The sequence below is a fragment of the Streptomyces tritici genome (assembly GCF_048500665.1).
GTDB classification, from domain to species: Bacteria; Actinomycetota; Actinomycetes; order Streptomycetales; family Streptomycetaceae; genus Streptomyces; species Streptomyces tritici.
Window position 1 is genome coordinate 1601642 of sequence record NZ_CP183183.1, and the last position, 20144, is coordinate 1621785.

Sequence of the window (20144 nt, forward strand, 5' to 3'; positions counted from 1 at the left end):
TCGCGCTTCTTAGGACGGTCTTACGGAGCGGCGTGGCAGACTCTGTGCGCTATGGACGTTTCGGGGACGCGGCTGCGGGGCCTGCGGGCGGCGATCTTCACGGCGGTGGTCGTGACGCTGTCCGCGGGTTCCCATGTGCTGCTGTCACGGGTCCCGCTCCCGCTGCTGACGCTGGCCGCGGTCGCCGGCGGCGTGTTCGCCGCGGCCTTCGCGCTGGCCGGCCGGGAGCGGGGCTTCGGCCCGATCGCGGGACTGCTCGTCCCGCTGGAGCTGGCGGCCGACACGGTCTTCACCTCCGGCCAGCACGTCTGCTACGGCCCCGCCGGCGGCCCGGTCGCCGGCTCGCTGCGGTCCGTCGGGGTGGACGTGTTCTGCGCGGGCGCGGTGGGCGCCCCGCTGCCGGGCGTGGCCGCTCCGCAGAACGGTGCGGCGGCCGCCCTGCTCAGCTCCCCCTCCCCGGCGCTGCCGTGGCTGCTGCTCGCCGCCCATGTGGCGGTCGGGCTCGGCGCCGCGGCCTGGCTGCGGCACGGCGAGCGGGCGCTGGCCCGGCTCGCCGGCGCGGCGGCCGCCGCCGCGTTCCGGCCGCTGCTGCTGGTCGCGGCCCTGGCCGGGGCCCCGCGCCCGGCGGCGCGGCGCGGTCCCCGCCCCGAGGACCGGCCGCGCCGGTCCGTCGCCCGGCTCCTCGTGCACTCCGTCGCACGGCGCGGACCGCCGCGCCCGGGCCTCGCCGCCGCCTGAGCGGCCGGCGCCCGAGCACCGCAGTCCCCCTCACCTCTTCACCCCTCACGGAGATCACGATCATGAGTGCACGCAACAGCCAGGCCAACAAGGCGGCGGCCCGCGAGCGTCTGCGTCTGGAGCGCGAGCGCCAGGCCAAGAAGGAGAAGGCGCGCCGCCAGGTGATCGTCGGTGTGTCGGCGGTGGCCGTCCTGGCGATCGCGGGCGGCATCGGCTACGCCGTCGTCCAGGCCAACAAGCCCACGCAGTGGGAGGCCGCGAAGGACGCCAAGAACGTCACCGCGCCGAAGAACACCACCGGCGAGAACGGCACCACGGTCGTCATCGGCAAGCCGGCCGCGAAGAAGACGCTGGAGCTCTACGAGGACTCCCGCTGCCCGGTCTGCGCCACCTTCGAGCAGGCCGTCGGCGAGACGCTGAAGAAGGACGTCGACGCCGGCAAGTACAAGGTGCGGTACGTCGGCGCCACCTTCATCGACAACGTGACCCGCGGCGAGGGCTCGAAGAACGCCCTGTCGGCGCTGGGCGCGGCGCTCGACGTCAGCCCCGAGGCGTTCATGGAGTACAAGGCGGCCCTGTACTCGGCGAAGTTCCACCCGGAGGAGAACGACGACAAGTTCGCCAAGGACTCCTACCTGCTGGAGGTCGCGGACTCGGTGGCGGCCCTGAAGGGCAACGCGGCGTTCAAGAAGCACGTGGAGGACGGCACCTTCGACGCCTGGGCGATGAAGATGTCGGCGACCTTCGACAAGAGCGGGGTGCGGGGCACGCCCACGCTGAAGATGGACGGCAAGGCGGTGACGGCGGCGGGCAGCGAGAACGCCCCGATGACGGTGGCCGAGTACACCGCGGCGATCGACAAGGCCCTCAAGGGCTGACGCGCCCCCGGGCCCGCTTCCGGCCCCGTCCCCGCAGCGGGGGCGGGGCCGGCGTCGTCGGACGGAAGATTCGGCGAACTTTCCAGTTTTCGCCTACGTCCTGGTCCTACGCGTCAGTAATCTGACGCCCCGTGACCAGTCGTATAATTTCTGCCCCCAGCCGCCGTTCCGTGGTCAAGGCCGCCGCCGTCACGGCCGTCGCCACCCCGCTGCTGGCGGGCGCCGCCTCCCCCGCCCTCGCGGAGTCCTCCGCGCCGGCGTTCCTGCACGGCGTCGCCTCCGGCGACCCGCTCCCCGACGGCGTCCTGCTCTGGACGCGCGTCACCCCCACCCCCGAGGCCGTACCCGGCTCCGGCGAGGGCCCGGACACCGCGGTGACCTGGGAGGTCGCCGAGGACCGGGAGTTCGCCCGCGTCGTGGCCCGCGGCACCGCCGGTGCGACCGCCGCGACCGACCACACCGTCAAGGCGGACGTCCGCGGGCTCCGCCCGGCGACCCGTTACTTCTACCGCTTCACCGCGGGCGGGACGGTCTCGCCGGTCGGCCGCACCCGCACCACTCCGGCGGTGGACGCCGCGGCGCCGAACATCCGCTTCGGCGTGGTCTCCTGCGCCAACTGGGAGGCCGGCTGGTTCTCCGCCTACCGCCATCTCGCCGCCCGCGCCGACCTGGACGCGGTGCTGCACCTCGGCGACTACATCTACGAGTACGCCAGCGGCGGCTACCCGACCGAGGACCGGGTCGTGCGCCGCCACGAGCCGGCCCACGAGATCGTCTCGCTCGCCGACTACCGCCTCCGGCACGCCACGTACAAGACGGACGCCGACCTGCAGGCGCTGCACGCCGCGCACCCGGTCGTCGCGATCTGGGACGACCACGAGGTGGCCAACGACGCCTGGTCGGGCGGGGCGGAGAACCACACGCCCGGCGCCGAGGGCGCGTGGGCGGACCGGGTCGCCGCCGCCAAGCAGGCGTACTTCGAGTGGATGCCGGTCCGTGCCTCCACGGAGGGCACGGTCTACCGCCGGCTGCGCTTCGGCCGGCTGGCCGATCTGCATCTGCTGGACCTGCGCTCGTTCCGCTCGCAACAGGCGGGCGTCGGCAGCGGCACGGTGGACGACCCGGAGCGGACGATCACCGGCCGGGCCCAGCTGGACTGGCTGAAGGCCGGACTGGCCGGTTCGGACGCCGCCTGGAAGCTGGTCGGCACCTCGGTGATGATCTCGCCGGTCGCCTTCGGCTCGCTGCCGGCCCATCTCCTGGAGCCGCTGGCGGAGTTGCTGGGGCTGCCGAAGGAGGGCCTGGCGATCAACGTGGACCAGTGGGACGGCTACACGGACGACCGCCGGGAGCTGCTGAACCACCTGACGCAGCAGGCCGTCCGGAACACCGTCTTCCTGACCGGCGACATCCACATGGCGTGGGCCAACGACGTGCCGGTGAAGGCCGCCACGTACCCGTTCTCGGCCTCGGCGGCCACGGAGTTCGTAGTCACCTCGGTGACCTCGGACAATCTCGACGACCTGCTGAAGGTGGCCCCGGGCACGCTCTCGGTGGTGGCGGCCGGCGCGATCAGGACGGCCAACCGGCATGTGAAGTGGGTGGACATGGACCACCACGGCTACGGCGTGCTCGACGTGACCGCCGAGCGGTCGCAGATGGACTACTACACGGTCTCCGACAAGACCCGTCAGGACGCGACCGCGGCCTGGACGCGCTCCTATCGCACACGTTCGGGAACGCAGAAGGTCGAGCGGGTGTACACGCCGGTGGCCTGAGGGGCGATTTTCAGCCACCTTTGGCTTTGTTAACGGAAGATCACATCATCACGACGGGTGGTGAGTCACGGAGATCGAATCCGGACACACCACCCGTCGTTGTCACGTCTTTCGTTACGTCCACGTCTCAAACTCCGGAAGCCGCCGGATTTTTTCTTCCCGATGACCCTATTTGCCCGCCGAATGATTGGGCTTGTTCAACGCTCATCGGTATCTGACATGAACCCGTAATCTCCCCGCCGTGGCGAGGAAGTACCTCTCCATGAACCCCCCGCGAGGAGTCACCTGTGCGTGCTCTTGTTCGTATATCGCCGCGTACGTCCCGTCGCGTGCTCGGCGCTGTCGCCATGGCCGGAACCCTGGCCCTGGTGCCCCTCTCCGCGCCCACCGGCGCGGCCGCCTCCACCGGCACGCTCGCCGCCGCCTCCGCCGAGGAGTGCGAGGACGGCACCTCCGCCGACTCCCACGCCCGCAAGGCGAAGGGCGCCGACGCCCACGGCCACGAGCCCAACGAGGTCACCGCCGCCCAGGCCAAGGCCATGGACGCGGACCTGAAGAAGAGACTGGAGGCCGCCCGCGCCAATGGCCGCGCGCAGGGCCTCTCGGCCACCGCCGTGGTCAACATCCCGGTGTACTTCCACGTCGTCCACAGCGGCACCCAGGGCAAGCTCACCGCCACGGACATCAACAACCAGATGAACGTCCTGAACGCGGCCTACGGCGGCCAGGGCACCGGCAACGTGAACACCAACTTCCAGTTCACGCTGGCCGGGACCACCTACACGGACAACGCCACCTGGTACAACCTGGCCTCCGGCTCCCAGGCCGAGAAGGACATGAAGGCGGCCCTCCGCCAGGGCGGCGCCGGCGCGCTGAACTTCTACACCGCCAAGCTCAGCGGCGGCCTGCTCGGCTGGGCGACCTTCCCGTCGTCCTACGCCTCCAACCCGACGATGGACGGCGTCGTCGTCCTGGACTCCTCGCTGCCGGGCGGCTCCGCGGCCAACTACAACGAGGGCGACACCGCCACCCACGAGGTCGGCCACTGGCTGGGCCTGTACCACACGTTCCAGGGCGGCTGCAACGGCAACGGCGACTACGTCGCGGACACCCCGGCCGAGAAGTCCCCGGCCTACGAGTGCCCCACCGGCCGTGACTCCTGCGCCTCCAAGACGGGTGTGGACCCGATCCACAACTTCATGGACTACACGTACGACAACTGCATGTACCAGTTCACCTCGGGCCAGGTCTCGCGGATGAACAACATGTGGACCGCGTACCGCGCCGGCTGAACAGCCCCCTAACGCGCCAGGAGGGCGCGGCGGGACGAGCCCCCGCCGCGCCCTTCGGCGTGTCCGGCCCGGCTACAGGGTCTCCAGGAACCCCAGCGCCGTCGCCCAGGTCCGCTCGGCGGCCTCCGCGTCGTGGTCCGGCAGGTCCGGGTCCGTGTACAGGTGTCCGGCGCCCGGGTAGCGGTAGACCTCCACGTCCGCGCCCGCCCGGCCCATCTGCAGGTACCAGGCCGACAGCCAGTCGTCCGACTCGAACGGGTCCGGCTCGGCCACGTGCAGCTGGACCGGCAGTTCGTCCACGGAGGCGTTCGGCGCGAGGTCCGAGGTGCCGTGGAGCAGCAGCAGTCCGCGCGCCTTCTCGTCGCCCAGCGCCAGCGTCTGCGCGACCGAAGCGCCGAAGGAGAAGCCCGCGTACACCAGTCCGCGGTCCGAGTGGGGGGCGGCCGCGAGGACGGCGCGCTTGAGCAGCTCGTCCTTGCCGATCCCGTTCCCGATCGCCATGGCCTCCTCGAGGGAGTCGGCGGTCCGGCCCTCGAAGAGATCCGGCGTCCACACCCGGTGCCCGGCCTCCCGCAGCCGCTCGGCCGCCGCCTCCACGGCGGGACGCAGACCGTACAGGGAGTGGAAGAGCATGATGTCCATCCGGCCATCCTCCCATTCCCGCAGGCCACCGCCGGACAGCTGCCGGACACCCCCTAGCGCATGCTGCGCACGTCCAGCTGCCGCAGCACCCGGTCCACGACCTCGGGGTCCGCGCCCGGTTCGCTGCGGGCCGCGAGGACCGCGTGCCGGGCGGCCGACATCATCTCCCGCTGGATCCGGTGCACTTCCCTCAGCCGCTGCGCCCGCTTCACCAGTGCGTCGCGCCGGTCCTCGCCCAGCAGATCGGGGCTGATCCGGGCGCCGATGTCGTACGCGCCGCGCAGCAGCCGCTCCTGGACCTCCTCCGGCAGCTCCTCGGCCTCCTCGATCTCCTTCAGCCGCCGCTTGGCGGCCCCGGTCGCGCGGATCGCGAGCTCCCGCTCCAGCCGGCGTTCGGCGTCCGCGTCGGCCTCCACGCCGAGCCGGTTCACCAGCCAGGGCAGGGTGAGGCCCTGGACGACCAGGGTGCCGAGGATCACGCAGAAGGCGATGAACACGAGCTCCTCCCGCGCGGGGAACGGCGCCCCGTCCGCGGTGTGCAGCGGAAGCGCGAGCGCCAGGGCCACCGAGGCCACCCCGCGCATCCCCGACCACCACATGACGACGGTCTCCCGCCAGCTCATGGGGATCTCCTCGGCCACGTCCCGCAGCCGGTGCAGCTTCTTCGCGACCCAGGTGGCGGGCAGCAGCCACAGCAGCCGGACGGCGACCACGACCCCGAGCACGGCGGCGCCCCATCCGAGCATCGTCCCGAGGCGCGCGCCGGGCGTGCCGAAGACGTGGACGAGTTCGAGGCCGATGAGCCCGAAGGCGATGCCGGTGACGAGGGTGTCGACGACCTGCCAGAACGTCTGTCCGGCGAGCCGGCCCATCACGTCGTCGGCGTCCTTGCCGAACTCGGTCAGGTACAGGGCGGTCACCAGGACCGCGAGGACGCCGGAGCCGTGCAGCTCCTCGGCGAGGACGTAGGCGACGAAGGGGACGAGGAGGGTGAGTCCGGTCTGCAGGGTGGCGTCCTCCAGCAGGTCGATGAGCCGGGTGGCGAGCCAGCCGATGACCAGCCCGGCGACGAGGGCGACGACGGCGGAGAGCACGAACTCCAGCAGGGCCTCGGGCCAGGAGAAGGAGCCGCTGACGACGGCCGCGACGGCGACGTGGTAGAGCACGATCGCGGTGACGTCGTTGAACAGGCCCTCGCCCTCCAGGATGGACACCAGCCGGCGCGGCAGCCCGAGCGAGCCGGCGACGGCGGTCGCGGCGACCGGGTCCGGCGGGGCGACCAGGGCCCCGAGGGCCAGCGCGGCGGCCAGCGGCAGCCCGGGCACGAGGGCGCCGGCGACGACGCCCACGGCGGCCGTGGTGACGAAGACCAGGGCGACGGCGAGCAGCAGGATCGGCCGCACGTTGGCCGCGAACTGCCGCCAGGAGGTGCGCTGCGCGGTGGCGTACAGCAGCGGGGGCAGCACCAGCGGCAGGATCAGCTCGGGCGGCAGCTCGACGTCCGGCACGAACGGCAGCAGGGCGAGGACGATCCCGAAGAGCGTCATCAGGACCGGCGCGGGAAGCCCCAGCCGGTCCCCCAGCGGCACGGTGAGCAGCGCGCCGAGCAGCAGCAGGATCAGCAGGGCCAACTGGTCCACGGGGCGCCCCTCGTGCCTTCCGGTAGGTCGACGGCCAGGGGCCAACCCTGCCACGCCGGACGGCGATTCGCCCGGTAGGCACCACTTGTCCCGTACGGGCGGGGCTGTGGGAGGCGCGCGTTACAGCGTGCGGCGCATCGCCCGGTGCGGGATGCCCGCGTCCGGGAACTCCGGGCCGTACGCCTCGTATCCGAGGCGCTCGTAGAAGCCCGTCGCGTGGGTCTGCGCGTGCAGGTCGACGGCGGTCAGGCCGCGCGCCCGGGCCGCGTCCTCGATGGCCCTGACCAGCGCCGCGCCGACGCCGAGGCCGCGCGCCGCCTTGGTGACCGCGAGCCGCCCCAGCGAGCCGACGGAGGCGTCCGCGCCGGTCTTGCCGAGCGCGTCGTCGCCGTGCAGCAGCCGCCCGGTGCCCAGCGGCAGCCCGTCCGCGCGGACCGCGAGCACGTGCACGGCCGTCTCGTCGTACGGGTCGTACTCGATCTCCGCCGGCACGTTCTGCTCGACGACGAAGACCTCGCGGCGGACCGCGAAGCAGGCGTCCCGGTCGCCGTGGTCCCGCGCCTCGCGCACCTCGTACGCGGTCAGGCGCTCGTCCTGCGCGGTCATGCGCTCTCCTCGGCGATCGTGTCGAGGGCGTGCTGCAGGTCGGCCGGGTACGCGCTCTCGAACTCGACCCAGCGGCCGTCCGACGGGTGCTCGAAGCCGAGGCGCACGGCGTGCAGCCACTGCCGGGTCAGCCGGAGCCGCTTGGCCAGCGTCGGGTCGGCCCCGTACGTGAGGTCGCCGACGCAGGGGTGGCGGTGCGCGGACATGTGCACCCGGATCTGGTGGGTGCGGCCGGTCTCCAGCTTGATGTCGAGCAGCGAGGCCGCCCGGAACGCCTCGATGAGGTCGTAGTGGGTGACCGAGGGCTTGCCCTCGGCGGTCACGGCCCACTTGTAGTCGTGGTTCGGGTGCCGGCCGATGGGCGCGTCGATGGTGCCGCTCAGCGGGTCCGGGTGGCCCTGGACCAGGGCGTGGTACCGCTTGTCCACCACGCGCTCGCGGAACTGGGCCTTGAGCAGCGTGTACGCCCGCTCCGACTTGGCGACGACCATGAGGCCGGAGGTGCCGACGTCGAGGCGGTGCACGATGCCCTGGCGCTCGGCGGCGCCGGAGGTCGAGATCCGGTAGCCGGCGGCGGCGAGGCCGCCGATGACGGTGGTGCCGGTCCAGCCGGGGCTGGGGTGGGCGGCGACGCCCACCGGCTTCACGATCACCACGATGTCGTCGTCGTCGTGGACGATCTCCATGCCCTCGACGGGCTCCGCGACGATCTGCACGGGCGCGGGCGCGCCGGGCATCTCGACCTCGAGCCACGCGCCGCCGCTCACCCGCTCGGACTTGCCGACGACGGCGCCGTCGACCAGGACTTTGCCGGCGGCGGCCAGCTCGGCCGCCTTGGTGCGGGAGAACCCGAACATGCGGGCGATGGCGGCGTCGACGCGCTCGCCCTCCAGGCCGTCGGGTACGGGCAGCGTGCGGATCTCGGGACTCGTGCTCACCCGTCGAGTATGCCTTGTCAGTCCTTGTGGACCGTCCCGTCGGGGTCCAGCCCGCGGAACGACAGGATCACGATGAGGAAGCCGCCGCACACGATCGCGGAGTCCGCGAGGTTGAAGACCGCGAAGTGCGCGGGCGCGATGAAGTCGACCACCGCGCCCTCGAACACGCCCGGCGACCGGAAGATCCGGTCGGTCAGGTTGCCCAGCGCACCGCCGAGGAGCAGGCCGAGCGCGAGCGCCCACGGCAGGCTGTAGAGCTTCCGGGCCAGCCGGATGATCACCACGATCACCACCGCCGCGATGCAGGTGAAGATGATCGTGAAGGCCTCGCCCATGCCGAAGGCCGCGCCCGGGTTCCGGATCGCCTCGAACTTCAGCAGATCGCCGACGACCCGGATCGGCTCATGGCCCTCCAGCTTCTCGACGACCAGGATCTTGGTGCCGAGGTCGAGGAGGTACGCGATCAGCGCGACGACGAAGAGCGCGACGATCCTCCGCTTGCCGCGGGGCTGCTCGGCGGACCGCTCCGCAGCCTCGTCGGCCCCCTCGGCCCCTTCCGAATCCGGCGTACCGATGATGCGCTCCGCCTCTGCCACGTGAGTCCCTCAACCCTAGGTGCCTGACTGCCCACGAGGGTACGGCACACACGTGCGGGCTCAGCCCCGGCGTTCCTGCTTCTGCTTGTCCTCCACACAGAGCGTGGCGCGCGGGAACGCCTGCATCCGCGCCTTGCCGATGGGCTTGCCGCAGACCTCGCACAGGCCGTACGTGCCGGCGTCGAGGCGCTCCAGGGCGTGCTCGGTCTGCTCCAGCATCTCGCGGGCGTTGGCGGCGAGCGCCAGCTCGTGCTCGCGGGTGATGTTCTTGGTGCCGGTGTCGGCCTGGTCGTCGCCGGCGCCGTCCCCGGAGTCCCGCATCAGTCCGCTGAGCGCGCTCTCCGAGGCGTGGATCTCCGCCCGGAGGCGGAGCACCTCGCTCATGAGGTCCGTCCGCGCCTCGGCGACCTCCGCCTCGGTCCAGGGGTCCTCCCCCGGCCGGACGGCGAGCTCTCCGGGCCGCGCCCCGGGCACCGCGCCCGCGTCGGCCACGCCCTCCGTCACCGTCGCGCTGCCCACGGTCTTCTTCGCTGCCACCGTCCTGGCTCCCGTCTGCTCCGCCGCGGTCGCGGCCCTGGTCTTTCCGTCCGCGGCCTTCTCGGCGGCGGTGGTCCTGGTGGCGGCGGTCTTCCTCACGGCCTTCCCGGCCGTCTTCGCCGCCGTCTTCTTCCCGGTCCTCGTCGCGGTCCCGCCCGCGTCCGTGACCTCGGTACTGCCCGCGGCCACGGTCCTGGACGCGGCCTTGGACGCGGTCCCGGTCCTGGCCGTGGTCCCGGTCTTCGCCGTGGTCCCGGTCGCGGTCTTCGGCGCCGTCCTGCTCGCCGTCCTCGTGGCGGTCCTCGTCGCCGCCCCGGTCGTCGTCGCCTCCTCCGTCGCTGCGGCCGCGGCGCCGGTCACCGCGCGCTTGCTCGCCCTGCTCGCCCGGCTGCTCGGCGTGCTGTTCACGGCGCCGGCCGCCGGGCGGTTCGCTCCGCCGGCCGCCGCCGACGCCGCCGTGGTCTTCCTGGCCGCGGTCCGCTTCGCCGCGGTCTTCTTCGCGACCGTCTTCTTCGCGACCGTCGACTTCTTGCCGGTCACGTCCTTCGCCGCCGCCTCGGAGGCGGTGGCGGAACGTGCCGTCGCCGCCTTCTTCCCGGCGGTCGCGGCGGTCTTCTTCGGCGCCATGTCGCGGCCCCTTCACATATTGTGATCTTGCTCGCGAATCGTGCTGGGACGATAAATCGACACCAGCCCCGCGGCAACGGGGCACGCCGCCGCGCGCACCCGCCCCGTGCGCCCGTGCGACGAGCCTGCAACCGTTGTGCCCAGCTCCCCGCCCCGTAATCCGCCGCGCGGCCCCGCCGGAACTCCCGCGCGGCCCGTATGGCCATTCGGGTCACTCCCGACCCGTACGGTGCGCCGGTGGAAAACCGGTCTGCCGGGCCCCCGCGCGCCCCGTACACTGGCCACAGCGAAAGGCATGGATGGGGACGAGTAGCGTCGCACGCAGCCATGAGCGACCCGGGGACGGTGAGAGCCCGGGGGCGAGCCCGATGTGAAGCATCACCCCGGAGCCGCCGGAAGAACACCGCGGGCGACCGCGGCCAGTAGAACCGGCATCGCGACCCCAATGAGGGGGCTCGGGGCGTTCGCGCCCGGGGCCAAGGAGGGTGGTACCGCGGGAGCCGCGCACGCGCAGGTCTCTCGTCCCTCCGGACGGAAGAGGAACAGTCCGCCGGAGGAAGATCGATGACGCAGTACCGCCAGGTGCCCGCCCAGGTCGACCTGCCCGCGCTGGAGCACGCCGTGCTCGATTTCTGGCGCGAGAGCAAGGTCTTCGCCAAGACCCTGGAGCAGTCCGAGGGCCGCCCCGAGTGGGTGTTCTACGAGGGCCCGCCCACCGCGAACGGCATGCCCGGCGCGCACCACATCGAGGCCCGCGTCTTCAAGGACGTCTTCCCGCGCTTCCGCACCATGCGCGGCTACCACGTCGCCCGGAAGGCCGGCTGGGACTGCCACGGCCTGCCCGTCGAGCTGGCCGTCGAGAAGGAGCTCGGCTTCTCCGGCAAGAAGGACATCGAGGCGTACGGCATCGCGGCCTTCAACGACAAGTGCCGCGAGTCGGTGACCCGGCACACGGACGCGTTCGCCGAGCTCACGACCCGCATGGGCTACTGGGTCGACCTCGACGACGCGTACCGCACGATGGACCCCGAGTACATCGAGTCGGTCTGGTGGTCGCTGAAGGAGATCTTCGGCAAGGGCCTGCTGGTCCAGGACCACCGCGTCGCCCCCTGGTGCCCGCGCTGCGGCACCGGCCTGTCGGACCACGAGCTGGCGCAGGGCTACGAGACGGTCGTCGACCCCTCCGTCTTCGTCCGCTTCCCGCTGACCTCCGGCCCGCTCGCGGGCGAGGCATCGCTGCTGGTCTGGACGACGACCCCGTGGACGCTGGTGTCCAACACCGCCGTCGCCGCGCACCCCGATGTCACGTACGTGGTCGCGACACCCGTCGGCGGCGAGAGCACGGAGAAGCTCGTCGTCGCGCAGCCGCTGCTGGAGAAGGCGCTCGGCGAGGGCTGGGAGGCCACCGGGCAGACGTTCACCGGCGCGGAGATGGAGCGCTGGACGTACCAGCGGCCCTTCGAGCTGGTCGAGTTCCCGGAGCCTGCGCACTACGTCGTCAACGCCGAGTACGTCACGACCGAGGACGGTACGGGTCTGGTCCACCAGTCCCCCGCCTTCGGTGAGGACGACCTCAGGGTCTGCCGCGCGTACGGCCTGCCGGTCGTGAACCCGGTCCGCCCGGACGGCACCTTCGAGGAGGACGTGCCGCTGGTCGGCGGGGTCTTCTTCAAGAAGGCCGACGAGCAGCTGACGGCCGACCTGGACGCCCGGGGCCTGCTGTTCAAGCACATCCCGTACGAGCACAGCTACCCGCACTGCTGGCGCTGCCACACGGCGCTGCTGTACTACGCGCAGCCGTCCTGGTACATCCGCACGACCGCGGTCAAGGACCGTCTCCTCGAGGAGAACGAGAAGACCAACTGGTTCCCGGACTCGGTCAAGCACGGCCGCTTCGGCGACTGGCTGAACAACAACATCGACTGGGCCCTGTCCCGGAACCGCTACTGGGGCACCCCGCTGCCGATCTGGCGCTGCGAGGACGGCCACCTGACGTGCGTGGGCTCGCGCGCGGAGCTGACCGAGCTGACGGGCGCCGACCAGTCGGAGCTGGACCCGCACCGCCCGTACATCGACGACGTGACCTTCACCTGCACCGCCGAGGGCTGCGCGCTGGAGGCCGTGCGCGTGCCGGAGGTCATCGACGCCTGGTACGACTCGGGCTCGATGCCGTTCGCGCAGTGGGGCTACCCGTACAAGAACAAGGAACTCTTCGAGTCCCGCTACCCGGCGCAGTTCATCAGCGAGGCCATCGACCAGACCCGCGGCTGGTTCTACACGCTGATGGCGGTCGGCACCCTGGTCTTCGACAAGTCGTCGTACGAGAACGTGGTCTGCCTGGGCCACATCCTCGCCGAGGACGGCCGCAAGATGTCCAAGCACCTGGGCAACATCCTGCAGCCGATCCCGCTCATGGACCAGCACGGCGCGGACGCGGTGCGCTGGTTCATGGCGGCCGGCGGCTCGCCGTGGGCGGCGCGGCGCGTGGGCCACGGCACGATCCAGGAGGTCGTCCGCAAGACGCTCCTCACGTACTGGAACACGGTCGCCTTCCAGGCCCTGTACGCCCGTACCTCGGGCTGGGCGCCGAGCGAGGCCGACCCGGCGCCCGCCGGGCGCACCGTCCTGGACCGCTGGCTGCTCAGCGAGCTGAACGCGCTGGTCGCCCAGGTCACCGAGGCGATGGAGGCCTACGACACCCAGCGCGCCGGCAAGCTCCTCTCGGCGTTCGTCGACGACCTGTCGAACTGGTACGTGCGCCGCTCGCGGCGCCGGTTCTGGCAGGGCGACAAGGCGGCGCTGCGGACCCTGCACGAGGTCATCGAGACGGTCACCCGTCTCATGGCCCCGCTGACCCCGTTCATCACGGAGCGCGTCTGGCAGGACCTGGTCGTCCCGGTGACGCCGGAGGCGCCGGAGTCGGTGCACCTGTCGACGTGGCCGGAGGCGGACGCGGACCTGATCGACCCGACGCTGTCCGAGCAGATGGCGCTGGTGCGGCGGCTGGTCGAGCTGGGCCGGGCGACGCGCGCGGAGTCGGGCGTGAAGACCCGCCAGCCGCTGTCGCGGGCACTGGTCGCGGCCACGGGCTTCGCGGCGCTCTCCGAGGAGCTGCAGGCGCAGATCACCGAGGAGCTGAACGTCAGTTCGCTGGCCTCGCTGAGCGAGGTGGGCGGCTCGCTGGTCGACACCACCGCGAAGGCGAACTTCCGCGCGCTGGGCAAGCGGTTCGGCAAGGGCGTGCAGGACGTGGCGAAGGCGGTGGCCGCGGCCGACGCGGCGGCCCTGTCGCTGGCGCTGCGCGACGGCGAGGCGCGGCTGGAGGTGAACGGCGAGGAGATCACCCTCACCCCGGAGGAGGTCATCATCACGGAGACCCCGCGGGAGGGCTGGTCGGTGGCCTCCGACCAGGGCGCGACGGTCGCCCTGGACCTGGAGATCACGCCGGAGCTGCGCCGCGCGGGCCTGGCCCGTGACGCGATCCGGCTGATCCAGGAGGCCCGCAAGAACAGCGGCCTGGACGTGGCGGACCGGATCGCCCTGCGCTGGACGTCGAAGGACCCGGAGGTCACGGAGGCGCTCACGGCGCACGCGGACCTGATCGCGGACGAGGTCCTGTCGACGGACTACGCGACGGGCGAGGCCGACGACACGTACGGCGCCCCGTTCGAGGACGAGGCCCTCGGCCTCGTCTTCCGCCTCCGCAAGGCGTAGGCGACCGCGCCCGAAGGGCCCGGCCCCGACAGGGGCCGGGCCCTTCGGCGTTCCGGCCGCCCGGGCCGGCGCCCGCGCACGGCAAAAGGGCCGGGCCCCTGGTTGTCACCAGGGGCCCGGCCCTTGACTGCCGACGGGGCTACGCGCGCGGCGCGTGCCGTATCAGTTGTCGTCCTCGTCGATCAGGAAGCCGCGCATCGGCGCCGGGGCCTGCTGCATCGGCTGCGGGGCCTGCGGACGGACCGGCGCCATCGGCTGGGTCATCGCCGGGGACATCTGCTGCTGGCCGCCGTACGAAGGGGCTCCGCCCATCGCACCGTTGCCACCGTAGGACGGCGCGCTCGCACCGGCCGGCGCCATCGACGGGGACGGCGGCAGCGAGGCGGTCGCCGGGGTCCGCGGCGGGGCCAGCGAGTCGTCGGCCTGGGTCTCCAGCTGACGCAGCTGGGACTCGAGGTACGACTTCAGACGGGTCCGGTACTCGCGCTCGAAGCCCCGGAGGTCCTCGACCTTGCGCTCCAGCGTGGCGCGGGCGGACTCCAGGGAGCCCATCGCGACGCGGTGCTTCTCCTGCGCGTCCCGCTCAAGAGCGTCCGCCTTGGCGCGGGCGTCCCGCTCCAGGCCCTCGGCGCGGGAGCGCGCCTCGCCGACGATCTTGTTCGCCTCGGAGCGGGCCTCGGCGATCGCCTGGTCGGCGGTCTGCTGGGCCAGCGACAGGACGCGCGCGGCGCTGTCGCCGCCGGGGCCCTGACCGGGCTGGGGCATGCCCTGCTGCGGGTGGCCCATGGGGCCGCCCATCGGACCGCCCATGGGGCCGCCCTGCATCGGGCCGGGACCCATGGGTCCGCCCTGCATGGGGCCGTGTCCGCCGGGGCCGGCGGGAAGCTGAGGGGCACCGGACGGCAGCTGCGGCGGGCCACCCATCGGGGGCTGCTGCTGCACCGGCGGACCGGATATGGCGGCGGGCACAGGCGCGCCGGGACCCTGCGGACGGTCCTGCGGCTCCGGGGGCTTGCGCATGCCCTGCTGCTGGTTCTGCGCGGCGGCACGCGTCGCCGCGGCCAGCTTGGCGCGCAGGTCCTCGTTCTCGCGGAGCAGGCGGGTCAGTTCGGCTTCGACCTCGTCGAGGAAGGCATCCACCTCGTCCTCGTCATAGCCTTCTCGGAGGCGGACGGTCGTGAACTGCTTGTTCCGCACGTCCTCGGGGGTCAGCGGCATCTCTTCTTCACCTCTACGTAGTCGTCGGCAGTCGGCAAGACCGTATCGTCCACATTCACCTCGCGTAGCTGCTCACGATGGAGATCAGGATGTAGACGATGATCATCAGAACGAAGAAGGACAGGTCGAGTGCCACGCCCCCGAGACGCAACGGCGGGATGAACCGCCGAAGAAGCTTGAGCGGTGGATCGGTGACAGTGTAGGTGGCCTCCAGAACGACCACCATCGCCTTGCCGGGTTGCCATGAACGTGCGAACTGGAAGACGTAGTCCATGACCAACCGGAAGATCAGCACGACGAGGAAGCACGTCAGCGCGATGTAGACCACTTGCAGTGCCACGCCCATTGCCGCGCTTCCCTCTCCCCTGTTTCTCGTGCTCCCACCGGCCTCGCGGCCGGGTCGTACTCGGTCGTGTACTCAGCTCTGGTTGAAGAATCCGCCCTCTGCGATGCGGGCCTTGTCCTCCGCCGTGACATCGACGTTAGCAGGCGACAACAGGAACACCTTCTGCGTCACGCGCTCAATGCTGCCATGGAGCCCGAAGACCAGACCGGCGGCAAAGTCGACAAGTCGCTTCGCGTCGGTGTCGTCCATCTCCGTGAGGTTCATGATCACGGGGGTGCCCTCGCGGAAGTGTTCCCCGATGGTACGGGCCTCGTTGTACGTCCGCGGGTGCAGCGTGGTGATGCGGTAGGGCTCCCGCTCGGACACGACCTTGGGCATGATCACCGGTGCGTTCTTCTCCAGGCTCGGGCGTTCTGGTGTGATGGATGACACGGGGGCGATGCGGGCCGGCCGGCCGCTCTCCGCGGACAGCGCGGCGGGCACGTGCACCGGCTCACGCTGCGGCGGCGGCGCCGCGACGCGGACCGGCTCCTCGCGCTCCACCTGGCGGGGCGGCTGGTGCCGGCGCTCCGGCTCCGGCTCCAGCTCGGGTTCGAAATCGTCGTCGGGGTCGAATCCCCGGCCGTCGTACCCATCGTCCTCCACGAGGCCGAGGTAGACCGCCATCTTGCGCATTGCGCCGGCCATTCTCCGAGTCCTCCGCTCTGTGGTGGATCGCCCTGGTCCTGCATCTTCGCAGCGCCGCCTAGCGCGTCAACGATCCACGGGGCCTGCCCGCTATCTGCGGGAATGACCATATTTTCTGCTGTGGTCCGACTTGCTTCGCGACGTTACCCGAGCCGGGGGCGGACTCCGAGTACCGCGCTGCCGATGCGGACGTGTGTCGCCCCGGCGGCCACGGCCTCTTCGAGATCCGCGCTCATCCCAGCGGACACCATGTTCGCAGCCGGACGGTTCGCGCGCAGGGCAGTCGACAAATCCATCAGCCGATCGAACGCCTCGCGCGGCCGGCCCGCGTAGGGACCGGCGAGCGGCGCGACGGTCATCAGGCCGTCGAGCCGCAGACCCGGCGCCGCCTCGACGGCGCCGGCCAACTCCTCGACGCCGTCCGGACCGACGCCGCCGCGGGCGCCGCGCTCGTTCGACTCGGCGTCGAGCGCCACCTGGATCAGGCAGCCGAGCTCGCGTCCCCTCTTCTCCGCGGCCGCGGAGAGAGCGGAGACGAGCTTCAAGCGGTCGACGGACTGCACCACATCCGCATAACCCACCACGGAACGGACCTTATTGGTCTGCAACTGGCCCACGAAGTGCCATCGCAGGTCCAGGTCCGCACAGGCCGCGGCCTTGGGCGCCGCGTCCTGGTCGCGGTTCTCGGCCACGTGGCGCACACCGAGTTCGTGCAGGATTCTCACGTCGCTCGCCGGGTAGGTCTTGGTGACCACGATGAGGGTCACGTCCTCCCGCTGCCGGCCGGCCGCCGCGCAGGCGGCGGAGATACGTTCCTCCACCCGGGCCAGGTTCTCGGCGAGCTGGGTTCTGCGGTCCGTCATCTCTCTTCCTGACTGTCGAACCAGACATATCCCGCGAGTCGCCCCGTCGTCCGGTCCCTGCGGTACGAGAAGTGGTCGCCCGACTCCAGGGTGCAGACGTCCGACGCGCGCCGGTCGCGTACCCCCAGCGCTTCCAACTGGGCGTGCACTCCGGCCGCGACGTCGACCGCCGGGGTTCCCCAGCTGGTCTCGGCCCGGGCCTCGGGCCGTACCGCGGCGACCTCGTCGCGCATCCGCTCCGGCACCTCGTAGCACCGGCCGCAGACGGCCGGGCCGGTGCGGGCGGTGATCCGGGCGGGTTCGGCGCCGAGCCCCACCATCGCCTCGACGGCGGCGGGGACGACTCCGGCGACCATTCCGGGCCGCCCGGCGTGGGCGGCGGCCACGACGCCGGCGACCGGGTCGGCCAGCAGGACGGGGACGCAGTCGGCGGTCAGCACCGCGAGCGCGACGTCGCGCCGGTCGGTGACCAGCGCGTCCACCGGGGGAAGGGCGGTGCCGGGGGTCCAGTCGCGGTCGATCACCGCGACGTCCGCGCCGTGCACCTGGTTCATCCACACCACGTGCGCCGGGTCGAGACCCAGCGCGGCGGCGGCGCGCGCCCGGTTGGACCGGACGGCCTCCGGGTCGTCGCCGACCGCGCCGCCGAGGTTGAGCTCCTCGTACGGAGCGGCGCTCACCCCGCCCCACCGGTCGGTGAAGGCGAAGTGCGCGCCGCTCGTGAGGTCGTGCCGCCCTATCACTTCAAGAAGTCCGGGACGTCCAGCTCTTCGGCCTGGGTGTCCGGGTACGGGCGGGCCGGCGGGACCACCGGCGGGGTGGCCGGCTGCAGCGGGGTCTCGTTGACCGCCGGGGCCGGCTCGGCCGGGGCCGGGGCGTCCTCGCGCGGGGTCACGGTGCCGAGGCCGCCGATGGGGCGGGGGGTCTCGGTGGCCCGGGGCGCGGGGGCCGGCTCCTCGCGCTTGGCCGAGGCCGCGCCGAGGATGTTGTCGCGCCGGGCCGGCGGCTGGCCGCCGTCGAAGCCGGCCGCGATGACGGTGACCCGGACCTCGTCGCCGAGCGCGTCGTCGATGACGGCGCCGAAGATGATGTTGGCCTCGGGGTGGGCCGCCTCGCTGACGAGCTGCGCGGCCTCGTTGATCTCGAACAGACCGAGGTCCGAGCCGCCGGAGATGGAGAGCAGCACACCGCGGGCGCCGTCGATGGACGCCTCCAGGAGCGGCGAGGAGATCGCCATCTCGGCCGCGGCCACCGCGCGGTCGTCGCCGCGGGCCGAGCCGATGCCCATGAGCGCCGAACCGGCCTCGGACATGACCGACTTGACGTCGGCGAAGTCCAGGTTGATCAGGCCCGGGGTGGTGATGAGGTCGGTGATGCCCTGGACGCCGCTCAGCAGCACCTGGTCGGCCGACTTGAAGGCGTCGAGGACCGAGACCTGGCGGTCGGAGATGGAGAGCAGCCGGTCGTTCGGGATGACGATGAGGGTGTCGACCTCTTCGCGGAGCTCGGCGATGCCGTCCTCCGCCTGGTTGGCGCGGCGCCGGCCCTCGAAGGTGAACGGGCGGGTGACCACGCCGATCGTGAGGGCGCCCAGCGAGCGCGCGATGTTGGCGACGACGGGCGCGCCGCCGGTTCCGGTGCCGCCGCCTTCGCCGGCGGTGACGAAGACCATGTCGGCCCCCTTGAGGACCTCCTCGATCTCCTCGCGGTGGTCCTCTGCCGCCTTGCGACCGACTGCCGGGTTCGCCCCGGCCCCGAGGCCCCGGGTGAGTTCGCGGCCGACGTCGAGCTTGACGTCGGCGTCGCTCATCAACAGCGCCTGAGCGTCGGTGTTGATGGCGATGAACTCGACGCCCTTGAGACCGACCTCGATCATTCGGTTGATGGCATTGACACCACCGCCGCCGACACCGATGACCTTGATGACTGCGAGGTAGTTCTGCGGTGCTGCCACGTCGAAGGCCTCTCGCCTCGAGTTACGTGTCGCCGCTGCGCGGTGGTAGTCGCGTCGCGACGACGGATGCCGATGGGACGGTCCGAAATGCCGACCCAAACCCTAACGTTGAAGTTTAGGGTTACCAGTGTCTCTGTTCGCTGGACTCTTCCGAACAGGACACTAAGTCGACAAGCGGCGCACGTTCAACGAACACGCCGAACCTCCCGTTTTTCTTTTCACCCTATGTGATCACCCGTAGCGCTGGCCAACCAGGGTGCTGGCCAGCGGCGATGCGCGTCAACTCCGTGACGCCGCCGGGGCCGTGGGAGCGCTGACGTCGAAGTGCCCCGCCTCGGGTTCCGCTTTCATCAGCGCGGCCAGCACCCGGGCCTTCGACACGCCGTCCTCGCCGCTGCCCCAGAACACCGTGCGGCCGCCGCCGAGCTCCAGGGTGACGGAGTCGTACGAGGCGACCCTGACGACCCGGACGTCCCGGGCGATTGCGCGCGGAAGTCCGGCCGTGACGCCCACCGCCTCGACGAGCAGCCGGTCCGCGTCGAAACGCCGCAGACTGGGCGAGCCGGAGACGTTCATGACGAGCCGGGGCACACCGGCCGGGGGCCGGTCGACGGTGGCGAAACGCATTCCGCCGTCGTCCACTTCGATGAACTTTCCGCCTTTTTCGACCAGCAGGACGGGCTTTCGTTCCGTCACTTTCAGATCGATTCCGTGCGGCCAGGACCGGGAGACCTCCACCGCGTCGATCCGGGGCAGCCGGTCCGTCAGCCGCGCCGCGATGGCGTCCGTGTCGACGGAGGCGAGCGGGGAGCCCAGCGGGACCGCCGCGGCGGCCTCCACTTCGGCCCGGGTGAGGACCTTCGTCCCCGAAGTCTTCACATGTTCCACACGGAGCCAGGAGGAGCCGTACAGCGCCCAGATGCCGCCGGCGCCGAGGGCGACGGCGGCCGCGGCGGCGAGCAGCGCGCGCGGACCGCGCAGCCGGGCGAGCGGGCCGGGGCCCTTCGGGGAGCCGGACGGCCGGGCCGACGGGTCCTTCGGTGCGCGCGGGGCGCGCTGCTCTGCGGTCGTCGGTCCGGCTGCCACGTCC

General features: G+C 71.9%; 19 protein-coding genes. 6 read left to right on the forward strand and 13 right to left on the reverse strand.

Going from position 1 to position 20144, the window contains the following annotated elements; genetic code table 11:
- Positions 1–51 precede the first annotated feature (51 nt).
- The 4 genes from ACNJ93_RS07445 to ACNJ93_RS07460 all read left to right on the forward strand — a co-directional run bounded on the left by ACNJ93_RS07445 (position 52) and on the right by ACNJ93_RS07460 (position 4686).
- Complete coding sequence (locus ACNJ93_RS07445) at positions 52–738, forward strand: hypothetical protein (protein ID WP_418956545.1); 687 nt, start codon at positions 52–54, stop codon at positions 736–738.
- Positions 739–800: 62 nt separating this feature from the next.
- Positions 801–1616 (forward strand): DsbA family protein, encoded by an 816-nt coding sequence (locus tag ACNJ93_RS07450; RefSeq protein ID WP_418956546.1) that lies wholly within the window; start codon positions 801–803, stop codon positions 1614–1616.
- A gap of 131 nt (positions 1617–1747) precedes the next feature.
- Positions 1748–3394 carry an alkaline phosphatase D family protein gene (locus ACNJ93_RS07455; protein ID WP_418956547.1) on the forward strand — a complete coding sequence of 549 codons (1647 nt, stop codon included), beginning with the start codon at positions 1748–1750 and terminating at the stop codon, positions 3392–3394.
- A 347-nt stretch (positions 3395–3741) separates the two neighbouring features.
- Positions 3742–4686, forward strand: coding sequence for a zinc metalloprotease (locus ACNJ93_RS07460; RefSeq protein ID WP_418956548.1), 945 nt, complete (start codon positions 3742–3744; stop codon positions 4684–4686).
- Between the two features lie 72 nt (positions 4687–4758).
- Here the strand turns inward: ACNJ93_RS07460 and ACNJ93_RS07465 are convergent, their stop codons facing one another.
- From ACNJ93_RS07465 to ACNJ93_RS07490, 6 genes are all read right to left on the reverse strand, one after another.
- Positions 4759–5328: a dienelactone hydrolase family protein gene (locus tag ACNJ93_RS07465; protein ID WP_418956549.1), complete on the reverse strand. Its 570-nt coding sequence runs from the start codon at positions 5326–5328 to the stop codon at positions 4759–4761.
- 53 nt (positions 5329–5381) lie between these two features.
- The gene (locus ACNJ93_RS07470) at positions 5382–6968 is read right to left on the reverse strand and encodes a Na+/H+ antiporter (protein WP_418956550.1); all 1587 of its coding nucleotides are present in this window, start codon (positions 6966–6968) and stop codon (positions 5382–5384) included.
- A gap of 120 nt (positions 6969–7088) precedes the next feature.
- On the reverse strand, positions 7089–7574 hold the full coding sequence (locus ACNJ93_RS07475; RefSeq protein ID WP_418956551.1) for a GNAT family N-acetyltransferase: 486 nt from the start codon (positions 7572–7574) through the stop codon (positions 7089–7091).
- Complete coding sequence (locus tag ACNJ93_RS07480; protein WP_418956552.1) at positions 7571–8512, reverse strand: RluA family pseudouridine synthase; 942 nt, start codon at positions 8510–8512, stop codon at positions 7571–7573. Before ACNJ93_RS07480 ends, ACNJ93_RS07475 begins: the two co-directional genes overlap by 4 nt.
- Positions 8513–8529: 17 nt before the next feature.
- Positions 8530–9108 carry a signal peptidase II gene (gene lspA, locus ACNJ93_RS07485; RefSeq protein ID WP_418956553.1) on the reverse strand — a complete coding sequence of 193 codons (579 nt, stop codon included), beginning with the start codon at positions 9106–9108 and terminating at the stop codon, positions 8530–8532.
- A 60-nt stretch (positions 9109–9168) separates the two neighbouring features.
- Positions 9169–9744: a TraR/DksA family transcriptional regulator gene (locus ACNJ93_RS07490; protein WP_418956554.1), complete on the reverse strand. Its 576-nt coding sequence runs from the start codon at positions 9742–9744 to the stop codon at positions 9169–9171.
- On the opposite strand from ACNJ93_RS07490, the gene ACNJ93_RS07495 reads away from it, so the two are divergent.
- Together ACNJ93_RS07495 and ileS are read left to right on the forward strand one after the other, a co-directional pair.
- The gene (locus ACNJ93_RS07495; RefSeq protein ID WP_418956555.1) at positions 9725–10297 is read left to right on the forward strand and encodes a hypothetical protein; all 573 of its coding nucleotides are present in this window, start codon (positions 9725–9727) and stop codon (positions 10295–10297) included. The two genes, ACNJ93_RS07490 and ACNJ93_RS07495, sit on opposite strands and share 20 nt — an antisense overlap.
- Before the next feature lie 539 nt (positions 10298–10836).
- Positions 10837–13986 carry an isoleucine--tRNA ligase gene (gene ileS / locus ACNJ93_RS07500; protein ID WP_418956556.1) on the forward strand — a complete coding sequence of 1050 codons (3150 nt, stop codon included), beginning with the start codon at positions 10837–10839 and terminating at the stop codon, positions 13984–13986.
- Between the two features lie 162 nt (positions 13987–14148).
- Here ileS and ACNJ93_RS07505 read toward each other — a convergent pair whose 3' ends face one another.
- From ACNJ93_RS07505 to ACNJ93_RS07535, 7 genes are all read right to left on the reverse strand, one after another.
- On the reverse strand, positions 14149–15204 hold the full coding sequence (locus ACNJ93_RS07505; RefSeq protein ID WP_418956557.1) for a DivIVA domain-containing protein: 1056 nt from the start codon (positions 15202–15204) through the stop codon (positions 14149–14151).
- A gap of 55 nt (positions 15205–15259) precedes the next feature.
- Positions 15260–15550: a YggT family protein gene (locus ACNJ93_RS07510; protein WP_418956558.1), complete on the reverse strand. Its 291-nt coding sequence runs from the start codon at positions 15548–15550 to the stop codon at positions 15260–15262.
- A gap of 72 nt (positions 15551–15622) precedes the next feature.
- On the reverse strand, positions 15623–16237 hold the full coding sequence (locus ACNJ93_RS07515; protein ID WP_418956559.1) for a cell division protein SepF: 615 nt from the start codon (positions 16235–16237) through the stop codon (positions 15623–15625).
- A gap of 143 nt (positions 16238–16380) precedes the next feature.
- The gene (locus tag ACNJ93_RS07520) at positions 16381–17100 is read right to left on the reverse strand and encodes a YggS family pyridoxal phosphate-dependent enzyme (RefSeq protein WP_418956560.1); all 720 of its coding nucleotides are present in this window, start codon (positions 17098–17100) and stop codon (positions 16381–16383) included.
- Positions 17097–17843: a peptidoglycan editing factor PgeF gene (gene pgeF, locus ACNJ93_RS07525; RefSeq protein WP_418956561.1), complete on the reverse strand. Its 747-nt coding sequence runs from the start codon at positions 17841–17843 to the stop codon at positions 17097–17099. Before pgeF ends, ACNJ93_RS07520 begins: the two co-directional genes overlap by 4 nt.
- The gene (gene ftsZ, locus ACNJ93_RS07530; protein ID WP_418956562.1) at positions 17840–19054 is read right to left on the reverse strand and encodes a cell division protein FtsZ; all 1215 of its coding nucleotides are present in this window, start codon (positions 19052–19054) and stop codon (positions 17840–17842) included. Before ftsZ ends, pgeF begins: the two co-directional genes overlap by 4 nt.
- A 279-nt stretch (positions 19055–19333) precedes the next feature.
- Positions 19334–20140 (reverse strand): cell division protein FtsQ/DivIB, encoded by an 807-nt coding sequence (locus ACNJ93_RS07535; RefSeq protein ID WP_418956563.1) that lies wholly within the window; start codon positions 20138–20140, stop codon positions 19334–19336.
- Between the last annotated feature and the right edge of the window lie 4 nt (positions 20141–20144).

Bases quoted from the DNA above. Each gene is read 5' to 3' on its own strand.
- ACNJ93_RS07445 (WP_418956545.1), top strand. From the start codon at position 52: ATGGACGTTTCGGGGACGCGGCTGCGGGGCCTGCGGGCGGCGATCTTC.
- ACNJ93_RS07465 (WP_418956549.1), bottom strand. From the start codon at position 5,328: ATGGACATCATGCTCTTCCACTCCCTGTACGGTCTGCGTCCCGCCGTG.
- ACNJ93_RS07505 (WP_418956557.1), bottom strand. From the start codon at position 15,204: ATGCCGCTGACCCCCGAGGACGTGCGGAACAAGCAGTTCACGACCGTC.
- ACNJ93_RS07475 (WP_418956551.1), bottom strand. From the start codon at position 7,574: ATGACCGCGCAGGACGAGCGCCTGACCGCGTACGAGGTGCGCGAGGCG.
- ACNJ93_RS07450 (WP_418956546.1), top strand. From the start codon at position 801: ATGAGTGCACGCAACAGCCAGGCCAACAAGGCGGCGGCCCGCGAGCGT.
- ACNJ93_RS07510 (WP_418956558.1), bottom strand. From the start codon at position 15,550: ATGGGCGTGGCACTGCAAGTGGTCTACATCGCGCTGACGTGCTTCCTC.
- ACNJ93_RS07520 (WP_418956560.1), bottom strand. From the start codon at position 17,100: ATGACGGACCGCAGAACCCAGCTCGCCGAGAACCTGGCCCGGGTGGAG.
- ACNJ93_RS07460 (WP_418956548.1), top strand. From the start codon at position 3,742: ATGGCCGGAACCCTGGCCCTGGTGCCCCTCTCCGCGCCCACCGGCGCG.
- ACNJ93_RS07515 (WP_418956559.1), bottom strand. From the start codon at position 16,237: ATGGCCGGCGCAATGCGCAAGATGGCGGTCTACCTCGGCCTCGTGGAG.
- ileS (WP_418956556.1), top strand. From the start codon at position 10,837: ATGACGCAGTACCGCCAGGTGCCCGCCCAGGTCGACCTGCCCGCGCTG.